We start from the raw sequence: 8378 nt of genomic DNA, 5'->3' as shown, positions 1-8378 counted from the left end.
CCTGATGATAGGCCTCCGCCGGGAAGAATCCGCCCGCCTCGATCCGCGTCGCGATCGGCCGGGGAAAGGCGCGGGCTCGGGTGAGCTGCGCGATATAGTCCGTCGCGACGGTATTTTGCGCGGCGTTCTGAGGGAAGATCGCCGAGCGATAGCTCGGTCCTTGGTCGGGTAGCTGCCCGTCGATCTGCGTCGGATCGTGCGCGACCGAGAAATAGACGCGCAGCAGCGTGCCGTAGCTGACGACGCGCGGATCATAGACGATCCGGACCGCCTCGGCATGACCGGTGCGTTCGGTCGAGACCTGGTCGTAGGTGGCGGTCCGCGCCGTGCCGCCGGCATAGCCGCTGGTGACCGAGCGGACGCCCTTCACCTGCTCGAACACCGCCTCGATGCCCCAGAAACAGCCGCCGGCCAGCACCGCGCTCTGGAGGCCCGCACTCGCAGCGACATCGCGCGCCGGGGCGGGAAGCGCCACCGCCGGCGCGGCGCGGCCGGTCGGGGCGAGCGCCAGCGCCGCGATCGCCGCGACGGCGGGAAGACCATATCGGATCATCGCGCCGCCTCTTCGATGCGAGGCGGCGGGGCGGGTCACCGCGCGGCGGCCTGCGTGATCATCGGAGCGGGCACCGGTGGCTGGGCGTGCGCGACCACCTGGCTCCCGATCAGGCAGATCGTGCCAAGGGCGAATCCACCCACGAGATAGCGGAGGAACGGCGGCTTGTCGGTGGTACGCATCATCGCTTCTTCATCCGCTGCGCCTGAACCGGCGCTGACCAGTGGCCAGCGCAAGAACGGCCTGGGGGCAAGCGACATGACGGACACGTGGTTAACGAGTCCCTGATGCCGCGTTCATCGGCTGCTCAGCGCAGCGCGGCGGCGGCGGTCTGGATCCGCTCGCACGCCTCGCGCAGCGCCTCCTCCGACGTGGCATAGCTGATACGCATCGCCGGGGAGAAGCCGAATGCCGCGCCGTGCACCGCCGCGACGCGGGCGTCGTCGAGGAAATAGCCGATCAGATCCTCGTCGCTGGTGATCGTCTTGCCGCCCGGCGTGGTCTTGCCGATCAGCCCGGACACGTCGGGATAGACGTAGAAGGCGCCTTCCGGGCGCGGGCAATGGATGCCGGCCGCCTGATTGAGCATCGACACCACCAGATCGCGGCGCGACTGGAAGGCGGCGGCGCGCTCCTTGAGGAAATCCTGCGGCCCGTTGAGCGCCGCCACCGACGCCGCCTGGGCGATCGAGCACGGGTTGCTGGTCGATTGCGACTGGAGCTTGGCGATCGCCTTGATCAGCCACGATGCGCCGCCGGCGAAACCGATCCGCCAGCCGGTCATCGCATAGGCCTTTGAACAGCCGTTGACCGTCAGCGTGCGCTCGTAGAGGTCGGGGCACACCTCGGCGATCGTGCGGAACTTGAAGCCGTCATAGACGATGTGCTCGTACATATCGTCGGCGAACACCCAAACGTGCGGGTGGCGGGCCAGCACCTCGCCCAGCGCCTTCAACTCGCCCTCGGTATAGGCGGCGCCGGTCGGGTTCGACGGCGAATTGAGGATCACCCATTTGGTGCGCGGCGTGATCGCCTGCTCGAGCTGTTCGGGCCGCAGCTTGTAGCCCTGCGCCGCACCCGCCGCGACGAACACCGGGGTGCCGCCGGCGAACTGGACGACGTCGGGATAGCTCACCCAATAGGGCGCGGGCACGATCACCTCGTCCCCCAGCTCGACGGTGGCGACGATCGCGTTGAACAGCGTGTGCTTGCCGCCGACGTTCACCGTGATCTGGTCGGGGGCATAGGTCAGGTTGTTGTCGCGGGCGAACTTGGCGACGATCGCCTGCTTCAGCTCGGGCGTGCCGTCGACGTTGGTGTATTTGGTCTTGCCGTCGCGGATCGCCTGGATCGCGGCTTCCTTGACGTGATCCGGCGTATCGAAATCGGGCTCGCCGGCGCCCAGCCCGATCACGTCGATCCCCTGACGCTTCAGCTCGAACACGCGGCTGGTCATCGCCAGCGTGGCGGAAGGCTGGATGCGGCCGAGCGCGGCGGAGGGCTTCATCGGGATACCTCGGACTGGGAAAGAGCCCGGCGCCTATAGGCGCGGCTCACCGTCCTTCGCAACCACAAGCGGTGAAATCTCGATCGACAGCGCGCCGCTCGGCCCCAGCAGCAGCCGGACCTGCCGGGGAAAGCGCAGGCGAAAGGTCGCCGCCTGCAATTCGTTGCGCACCATGTGGCGGTTGAACGGATAGTGATTCGCGTCGGCGCGCGCCTTCATCGACGCCAGATGCCGGTCGAGCTCCGCGATCCCGCCGAGCGGATCGAACGACATGACGACGATGATGTCGGACAGGGCGGGTTTGGCGGTCATCGAGTTCGGTCAGGACATGCCGCCCCGAACGCGCGACGGCAAGTCGTTGCCGTATCGCGGCGCGCGCGATAACGCCCTGGGGTCGCTTCAGGAGAACCCCGCCCGTGCCCGAAGAACCGCCGCTGCGCGCCACGATCATCCCGGTCACGCCGCTGCAGCAGAACTGCACGTTGCTGTGGTGCACCGCGACCAGGCGCGCGGCGGTGATCGATCCGGGCGGCGACCTGCCGCGCATCCGCTCCGCGATCCAACAGGCGGGCGTGACGGTGGAGAAGGTGCTCGTCACTCACGGCCACCTCGATCACTGCGGGATGGCCGGGCCGCTGGCGAAGGAGCTGGGCGTGCCGATCGAAGGGCCGCATGAGGCGGACCGCTACTGGATCGCGCGGCTGGCCGACGATTCGCGGCAATGGGGTGTCCCCGCCGAGGCGTTCGAGCCCGATCGCTGGCTGGTCGACGGCGACAAGGTGACGGTGGGCGAGCTGGTGCTCGACACCTGGTTCACCCCCGGCCACACGCCGGGGCACGTCGTGTTCCACCATCCCGAATCGAAGCTGGCGGTGGTTGGCGACGTGCTGTTCCGGGGATCGGTCGGGCGCACCGACTTTCCGCTGAGCGACCATCAGGCGCTGATCGCGTCGATCGTCGGCAAGTTGTGGCCGCTGGGCGACGACACCGTGTTCCTGCCCGGCCATGGCGAGCCGGGCACGATCGGCGGCGAGCGCGCGACCAATCCGTTCGTCGGCGACGCGGTGCTGGCGCCGGCCTGAGGCCCGGCGCTAGGCCGCCGGCGCCAGTTCGATCGGGGCGCCGTCGATCCGCGCCTGTTGTTGGAACAGCAACGTCGCGGCGGCGATGGCCAGCCCGGCCAGCACGATCCAGGTCGTCAGGATGCCGGTCATCCGGCCCGCGCGCCATCCGTCCATGCCAAAGGCGTGGAGCAGGCGGCCGGCGATGAACACCGCGCCGGCACCCCACAGCCAGGGCGACGACCCCGCCGCCAGCTCGACCAGCGCGAGCAGGATCAGCACGAACGGCGCGTATTCGGTGAAATTGGCGTGCGCGCGCATCCGCGCGGTCATGCGCGAATCGCCGCCGTCGCCGACCATGATCTTTTCCGATATGCGCAGCCGGCCGACGCGAAGGGCGAGCCAGATGTTGACGATCGCGGCGGCGGCGGCGGTGGCCAGAGCGACCGGCAAAAAGATGTGCATGATGTGTCCCCTCCTGTGCCGCAGGGGTCGCACGGCGCCGCGCGGCTTGCAACCGTGCGCGAAATCGCTATAGGCGCGCCTTCGCATCGCGACCAGCCCGGCCCGTCGGCCCGGCGAGCAGCCGGGTTCTTCCGGTAACGCTTGCCCAGTCGGCACCCGGGCCGTATCGCGGCCAAGAACCGCTGATTTCCGTATTGAGAAGGTGCCGAGATGGCCGTCCCCAAGAGAAAGACCTCGCCCTCGAAGCGGGGCATGCGTCGCTCGCATGATTCGCTCGCTGTCGAGTCGTTCCAGGAATGCCCGAACTGCGGCGAGCTGAAGCGCCCGCACAACCTGTGCAACGCCTGCGGCCATTATAACGGCCGCGAGATCGTTTCGGTCGAGGGTTAAGCGAAAAACGCGACGAGCCTGACCGCAATGTCCCCTGGTTCGCGGATCGCCGTCGATGCGATGGGCGGAGACGAGGGGCTGGCGGTCATGCTCGCCGGCGTCGCGCGCGCGCGCCGTCAGTTCGACGGGATGCGCTTCATCCTGGTCGGCGACGAATCGGCGATTCGCGCCGGGCTTGAGACCCATCCGCACCTGACCGCCGCGTCGGACATCGTCCACGCGCCCGAGGTCGTGGCGTCGGACACCAAGCCGAGCCAGGCGCTGCGCCGCGCCAAGACGACGTCGATGGGCGTCGCGATCGATCTGGTGAAGCGGGGCGAGGCCGCCGCCGCCGTCTCCTCGGGCAATACCGGCGCGCTGATGGCGATGGCCAAGCTGTCGCTGCGGACGATGCCCGGCATCGATCGTCCCGCGCTCGCGGCGCTGATGCCCAGCCTGGGCGACACCGACACGGTGATGCTCGATCTGGGCGCGAATACCGAGTGCGACGCGCAGAATCTGGTGCAGTTCGCGGTGATGGGTGCCGCCTATGCGCGCACCATCCTTGATCTTGAGAGCCCGCGCGTCGCGCTGCTCAACATCGGCACCGAGGATATGAAGGGTACCGACATCGTCCGCGACGCCGCCGCCCAACTGCGCGGCGCCAGCCATCTGCCGCTGCGGTTCGAGGGATTCATCGAGGGCAATCGCCTGTCGCGCGGCGACGTCGACGTGATCGTGTGCGACGGCTTTTCCGGCAACATCGCGCTCAAGACGGCGGAAGGCACCGCGCGGTTCGTCGCCGACCTGTTGCGCCGCGCCTTTCAAAGCTCGATCCGGTCCAAGATCGGCTTCCTGATCTCGCGCCCGGCGACCCAGTTGTTGCGCGACCATCTCGACCCCAACAACCATAATGGCGCGGTGTTCCTCGGCCTCAACGGACTCGTGGTGAAGAGCCATGGCGGCGCCAATGAGGTCGGCGTCGCCCACGCCATCGCCGTCGCGGCAAAGATGGTGCGCGACGACCTGACCCGCCGGATCACCGAGGATCTGAGCAACTTCGAAGCCCAGGCGGCATGAAAGGCCCGGCATGACGGATCGGCGTTCGGTGATCCTCGGGACCGGCTCGGCGCTGCCGACCCGCCGCGTCTCCAACGCGGAACTGGCGCAGGAGGTCGATACCTCCGACGAATGGATCGTCGAGCGCACCGGCATTCGTTTTCGCCACATCGCCGGCCCGGACGAGACCACCGCGACGTTGGCCGCCGACGCGGCCAAGGCGGCGCTGGCGGCGGCGGGCGTCCACGCGCAGGATATCGACCTGATCGTGCTGGCCACCGCCACCCCCGACCAGACCTTTCCCGCCAGCGCGACCAAGGTCCAGGCGGCGTTGGGCATCGACGATTGCGTCGCGTTCGACGTCGCGGCGGTGTGCTCGGGCTTCCTCTACGCGCTCCAGGTCGCCGATTCGATGATCCGCGCCGGCGCGCACCGCCGCGCGCTGGTGATCGGGGCGGAGACGTTCAGCCGCATCCTCGACTGGGAGGATCGCGGCACCTGTGTGCTGTTCGGCGACGGTGCCGGCGCGATCGTGCTGGCGGCGGAGGAGGATTCGGATCGCGGCGTGCTGGCGACGCGGCTCCACGCCGACGGGCGGCACAACGCGCTGCTCTATGTCGATGGCGGCCCGTCGACCACCGGCACCGTCGGCAAGCTGCGGATGAAGGGACGCGAGGTGTTCCGCCATGCCGTGGTCAACCTGGCGTCGGTGATGGACGAGGCGCTGGGCGCGATCGGGCTGACCAGCGCCGACGTCGACTGGGTGGTGCCGCACCAGGCCAACGCCCGCATCCTCGACGCCACCGCGCGCAAGCTCGGCCTGCCGGCGGACAAGGTGATCGTGACGGTCGATCAGCACGCCAACACCTCCGCCGCGTCGGTGCCCCTCGCGCTCGACACCGCGGTGCGCGACGGGCGGATCAAGCGCGGCGACCTGATCGTGCTGGAAGCGATGGGCGGCGGCTTCACCTGGGGTGCCGCGGTCGTCCGGTTCTGACGCCGGACGGGGGTGAATCGGGGCGGTTTCGACCGGTTCGCCGCACGCATCGGGCGCCCTGTCCGCAACCGGGACTCATGACGGTGACGTAACGGCCCGCGGCTTTGCGCGACTCGATATCCTATGTTAGGTACTCGCCCTGCTCATCGCATCGTGGGGGAATACGGCGCATGGACCTGACCGGAACGCTTACTCGCGCCGATCTCGCCGAGGCGTTGCACCATGAGGTGGGCCTCTCGCGCGCCGATTCGGCAAAGCTGGTCGAACAGGTGCTGACCCATATGTGCGAGGCGCTGGCCAATGGCGAGAACGTCAAGATATCCGGCTTCGGCAGCTTCATCCTGCGTGACAAGGGGGAACGGGTCGGGCGCAATCCCAAGACGGGGGTGGAAGTGCCGATCGCGCCACGCCGGGTGCTGACATTCCGCGCCAGCCAGATGATGCGCGACCGCATCGTCGCTGCCGGCTGACGGGTGGATGGCCGCGCCTGACAAGGCGGCCGGGGCCTTCCGCACGATCGGCGAACTGTCGCAGGAAACCAGCATCCCGCAGCATATCCTGCGTTATTGGGAAACGCGCTTTCCCCAGTTGCGGCCGCTCCAGCGGGCCGGGCGCCGCCGCTATTACCGGCCGGAGGACGTGGCGCTGGTGCGGCGCATCCAGCATCTGCTCGACAATGAGGGCTATACCATCCGCGGCGTGCAGAAGCTGCTGGCGAGCGAGACTCCGGCCAAGGCGGTCCGTACCGACCGCGATGCGCTGAAGACGATCCGCGCCGATCTGGCCAGCGCGCTCGACGCCGACGGCTGATCAGTGGTCGTCCGGCCCCAGCGCCGGATCGAGATCGCGTGGACGCACGAACCGTTCGAGCTTCGCGCCGCCGGGCGCGACGTCTGCCCAGCGATCGCCGGCAAAGGTCAGCACCGCGACGCTGCCGGTCGGGAATTTGGTCTCGACCGCGTCGCGCAGCGCATCGTCCACGGCATCGGGCACCAGCAGCAGCACCAGATCCTCCAGCCCCGGATTGTGCCCGGCGAGCAGCACGCGATCGGCATCGTCGGGCAGTTCGTGGATCACGTCGAGGAGCGTGGTCGGCGAGGCGAGGTAGAGCCGCCGGTCCCACGCCGCGACCAGTTCGCGGCCATAGCCCTCGCTCACCCCGCCCAGCGTCTCGACCACGCGCGCCGCCGGCGAGGCGACGACATGGTCGAACGTCAGCGGCATCGCCCGCAGGTTGCGGCCGACGGCGGTGGTGGCGCGATGGCCCTTGCCGTTGAGCGGGCGGTCGAAATCGCGGGCGACGGGGTCGTCCCAGCCCGATTTGGCATGGCGGAGCAAGGTCAGCGTCTTCACGACAACTGGTTCTGCCGGATGTCGATGACGGAAGGAAGACGGCAACGCTCGACCGCTTCCTCCAAAGTCACGCGGTGGACGGGGGTGCCGTCGGGAAAGGCGGTGAGCAGTCGCGACGGCATCGCCGCTGAAAGGAGGACGAACCGCCCCGAATCGTCGGCGCGGCGGATCAGCCGGCCGAACGCCTGCGCCAGCCGCGCGCGCACCACCCGATCGTCATAGGCGCTGCCGCCGCCGGCCATGCGCCGCGCGGCGTGGAGGACGGTCGGCTTGGGCCATGGCACCCCCTCCATCACCACCAGCCGCAGCGAATGGCCGGGTACGTCGACCCCGTCGCGCAGCGCATCGGTGCCAAGCAGCGAGGTGCGCGGATCGTCGCGGAAGATGTCGACCAGCGTGCCGGTGTCGATCGGATCGACATGCTGGGCGAGGAGGGGCAGCCCGTCGCGCGCCAGCCGGTCGGCGATGCGGGCATGGACGCCGCGCAGCCGCCGGATCGCGGTGAACAGCCCCAGCGTGCCGCCCTCGCTCACGGCGATCAGACGGGCATAGGCGTTGGCCAGCGCCGCCAGGTCGCCGCGCTTGACGTCGGTCACCACCAGCACTTCGGAACGGGCAGCATAGTCGAAAGGGCTGGGGGCTTCGAAATGGCGCGCCGGCTGGGCGAGGTGCGTCGCGCCGCTGCGTGCGTCGGCCACCTCCCAGTCGCCGCCGGCCCGAAGCGTCGCCGAGGTCACCAACGCGCCGTGCGCGGGTTCCAGCACGGTCTTGGCGAACGGGCGGGTCGGGTCGAGCCAGTGACGGTGCAGCCCGACGTCCCATTCGCGCCCCTCCGACCGGTCGACCGCCAGCCAGTCGACGAAATCGGGATCGGCCGGCCCGCCGATCCGCGCGATCAGCGCCAGCCACGCGCCGACGGTATCGGTGCGCCAGCCCAGCGACGCGATCGCCCCCTCGATCCGCGCGCGGGCCGGTCCGTCCATCCAGTCCGGCCCGTCCGCCAGCACCGCCTCC

The 8378-nt window shown here is 69.3% G+C and carries 13 protein-coding genes; 6 read left to right on the top strand and 7 right to left on the bottom strand.

Annotation, left to right across the window (positions count from 1 at the left end; translation table 11 throughout):
• The 4 genes from msrA to VNR91_RS13000 form a co-directional block, all read right to left on the bottom strand.
• Positions 1–553, bottom strand: a 553-nt coding sequence (gene msrA, locus VNR91_RS13015; RefSeq protein ID WP_325491198.1) for a peptide-methionine (S)-S-oxide reductase MsrA, incomplete at its 3' end; no start/stop codon positions are given.
• A 35-nt stretch (positions 554–588) separates the two neighbouring features.
• Positions 589–735 (bottom strand): hypothetical protein, encoded by a 147-nt coding sequence (locus VNR91_RS13010; protein WP_325491197.1) that lies wholly within the window; start codon positions 733–735, stop codon positions 589–591.
• Positions 736–860: 125 nt separating this feature from the next.
• Positions 861–2060, bottom strand: a complete 1200-nt coding sequence (locus tag VNR91_RS13005) for a pyridoxal phosphate-dependent aminotransferase (protein WP_325491196.1) — start codon at positions 2058–2060, stop codon at positions 861–863.
• A 33-nt stretch (positions 2061–2093) separates the two neighbouring features.
• A complete protein-coding gene (locus VNR91_RS13000) occupies positions 2094–2372 on the bottom strand; it encodes a hypothetical protein (protein WP_325491195.1) in 279 nt (92 codons plus the stop codon).
• Positions 2373–2476: 104 nt separating this feature from the next.
• Here VNR91_RS13000 and VNR91_RS12995 point away from each other — a divergent pair, with 104 nt between their 5' ends.
• On the top strand, positions 2477–3142 hold the full coding sequence (locus VNR91_RS12995) for an MBL fold metallo-hydrolase (protein ID WP_325491194.1): 666 nt from the start codon (positions 2477–2479) through the stop codon (positions 3140–3142).
• A gap of 9 nt (positions 3143–3151) precedes the next feature.
• Here the strand turns inward: VNR91_RS12995 and VNR91_RS12990 are convergent, their stop codons facing one another.
• Positions 3152–3586, bottom strand: coding sequence for an MAPEG family protein (locus VNR91_RS12990; RefSeq protein ID WP_325491193.1), 435 nt, complete (start codon positions 3584–3586; stop codon positions 3152–3154).
• 210 nt (positions 3587–3796) lie between these two features.
• Between VNR91_RS12990 and rpmF the strand changes: the two genes are divergently transcribed.
• From rpmF to VNR91_RS12965, 5 genes are all read left to right on the top strand, one after another.
• Positions 3797–3976 carry a 50S ribosomal protein L32 gene (rpmF, locus tag VNR91_RS12985; RefSeq protein ID WP_325491192.1) on the top strand — a complete coding sequence of 60 codons (180 nt, stop codon included), beginning with the start codon at positions 3797–3799 and terminating at the stop codon, positions 3974–3976.
• A gap of 27 nt (positions 3977–4003) precedes the next feature.
• Positions 4004–5035 (top strand): phosphate acyltransferase PlsX, encoded by a 1032-nt coding sequence (plsX, locus tag VNR91_RS12980; protein ID WP_325491191.1) that lies wholly within the window; start codon positions 4004–4006, stop codon positions 5033–5035.
• 10 nt (positions 5036–5045) lie between these two features.
• Entirely contained in the window at positions 5046–6011 is a 966-nt protein-coding gene (locus tag VNR91_RS12975) for a beta-ketoacyl-ACP synthase III (protein WP_325491190.1), read from the top strand.
• Positions 6012–6181: 170 nt separating this feature from the next.
• A complete protein-coding gene (locus tag VNR91_RS12970; protein ID WP_325491189.1) occupies positions 6182–6481 on the top strand; it encodes an integration host factor subunit alpha in 300 nt (99 codons plus the stop codon).
• A 7-nt stretch (positions 6482–6488) separates the two neighbouring features.
• Complete coding sequence (locus tag VNR91_RS12965; protein WP_325491188.1) at positions 6489–6821, top strand: MerR family transcriptional regulator; 333 nt, start codon at positions 6489–6491, stop codon at positions 6819–6821.
• On the opposite strand, the gene VNR91_RS12960 is transcribed toward VNR91_RS12965, so the two are convergent.
• On the bottom strand, positions 6822–7364 hold the full coding sequence (locus VNR91_RS12960; RefSeq protein ID WP_325491187.1) for a histidine phosphatase family protein: 543 nt from the start codon (positions 7362–7364) through the stop codon (positions 6822–6824).
• Positions 7361–8378, bottom strand: a 1018-nt coding sequence (locus VNR91_RS12955; RefSeq protein ID WP_325491186.1) for a helicase C-terminal domain-containing protein, incomplete at its 5' end; no start/stop codon positions are given. The genes VNR91_RS12955 and VNR91_RS12960, both read right to left, overlap by 4 nt.

Origin of the sequence: Sphingomonas sp., from assembly GCF_035555815.1 — a bacterium.
Lineage (GTDB): Bacteria > Pseudomonadota > Alphaproteobacteria > Sphingomonadales > Sphingomonadaceae > Sphingomonas.
The sequence above is the reverse complement of the archived record's forward strand: the minus strand, read 5'-3'. Positions and strand labels throughout refer to the sequence as shown.

Bases quoted from the DNA above. Each gene is read 5' to 3' on its own strand.
- VNR91_RS13010 (WP_325491197.1), bottom strand. From the start codon at position 735: ATGCGTACCACCGACAAGCCGCCGTTCCTCCGCTATCTCGTGGGTGGA.
- VNR91_RS13005 (WP_325491196.1), bottom strand. From the start codon at position 2,060: ATGAAGCCCTCCGCCGCGCTCGGCCGCATCCAGCCTTCCGCCACGCTG.
- VNR91_RS13000 (WP_325491195.1), bottom strand. From the start codon at position 2,372: ATGACCGCCAAACCCGCCCTGTCCGACATCATCGTCGTCATGTCGTTC.
- VNR91_RS12990 (WP_325491193.1), bottom strand. From the start codon at position 3,586: ATGCACATCTTTTTGCCGGTCGCTCTGGCCACCGCCGCCGCCGCCGCG.
- rpmF (WP_325491192.1), top strand. From the start codon at position 3,797: ATGGCCGTCCCCAAGAGAAAGACCTCGCCCTCGAAGCGGGGCATGCGT.
- plsX (WP_325491191.1), top strand. From the start codon at position 4,004: ATGTCCCCTGGTTCGCGGATCGCCGTCGATGCGATGGGCGGAGACGAG.
- VNR91_RS12975 (WP_325491190.1), top strand. From the start codon at position 5,046: ATGACGGATCGGCGTTCGGTGATCCTCGGGACCGGCTCGGCGCTGCCG.
- VNR91_RS12970 (WP_325491189.1), top strand. From the start codon at position 6,182: ATGGACCTGACCGGAACGCTTACTCGCGCCGATCTCGCCGAGGCGTTG.
- VNR91_RS12965 (WP_325491188.1), top strand. From the start codon at position 6,489: ATGGCCGCGCCTGACAAGGCGGCCGGGGCCTTCCGCACGATCGGCGAA.